The following is a 1,143-nucleotide window of genomic DNA, read 5'->3' as shown; positions in this document are numbered from 1 at the left end:
GGCCTCGGCCAGCACCTCGCCGGCGGCCACCTCCAGCTGCTCGAAGCGTCCCGCCAGCTCCTGGAGGACCCCGTCGTGGGAGAAGCCGCGCAGCACCGGGAGCTCGCCCAGCTCGGCGGGCACCACCGCCACCTGGGCGCCGGTCTGCACAAAGGTGACCCGTCCGTCGCCCACGGTGTAGCTGAGCCGCCGGTTCACCCGGTAGGTGCCGCCGGACACCTGCGTCCAGGGCAGCATCCGCAGCAGCCAGCGGGAACTGATCTCCTGCATCTGCGGTACGGACTTGGTCGTCGACGCCAGGTTCCTGGCCGCCGCCGTACTCAGGCTCAGCTGCGACCGCCCGTCCTGCGCCGCCGCATCCTCAGCCGTTTCGACCGACATTCAGTGCCCTCCCCAGAACGATGATGTTGGCCTGCGGAATCAATGGTGCACATCGAATCGCTCACAAACCATCACACGAACGGGTGCAAGCTGAATCACATGAAATGACCTTCCCGCCGTCCGCTTGCATGAATGACGGCGACCTGGGAAAAAGCCCGGGAATTCAGGTTTCAAGCCGGATAGGCATGGGTCTGCGTGGCCTTGACGGCCGCCCACACGATGGAGCCGAGGTGCAGGTCCAGGTCGGCCGCCGCAGCCGCGGTGAGGTCCGCGGCCAGCGGGAGTTCACCGGTCAGATCGACCCGGATACGATCGCCGCGGGTTTCCAGACCGGCAATCTCGCAGCGCCAGAGATTTCGGGCACTGACGCCGGTCGGCCGGTCCCGGTGAAGGGTGACGGCACTGGGCGGAAAACTGAAGAACACCGGACCGGACAGGTCGCTGTCGGTGGTGACGGCGGGGCCGCCGTTCAACTGCACGGTACGGCCCTGCGCCCGCCCCTCGTAGAGGTTCAGCCCCACCAGGTGCGCGATGTAGTCGGTGCGCGGCCGGCGGGCGATCTCGGCCGGGGTGCCCTCCTGCACGGCCCGGCCGTGCTCCACGACCACCAGCCGGTCGGCCAGCACCATGGCGTCCAGCGGGTCATGGGTGACCAGGACGGCCACGGCCTCGAAGCCGGCCAGATGGCGGCGGAGCTGGGCCCGCACCTCCAGCCGGGTGCGGGCGTCCAGGGCGGCCAGCGGCTCGTCCAGCAGCAGCAGC

At 69.3% G+C, this 1,143-nt stretch carries 1 protein-coding gene and 1 pseudogene; both read right to left on the bottom strand.

Annotated elements, in window-relative coordinates; all coding sequences use genetic code 11:
- A pseudogene (locus AOK09_RS35115) lies at positions 1 to 381 on the bottom strand (Crp/Fnr family transcriptional regulator); the annotation flags it as partial.
- Positions 382 to 551: 170 nt separating this feature from the next.
- Positions 552 to 1,143: TOBE domain-containing protein (locus AOK09_RS35110; RefSeq protein WP_169797113.1), on the bottom strand; the 592-nt coding region annotated here is incomplete at its 5' end.

This window comes from Peterkaempfera griseoplana, from assembly GCF_001418575.1.
GTDB lineage: Bacteria > Actinomycetota > Actinomycetes > Streptomycetales > Streptomycetaceae > Peterkaempfera > Peterkaempfera griseoplana.
Note: the sequence above shows the minus strand (reverse complement) of the source record. Positions and strands in the feature narration are given on the sequence as shown.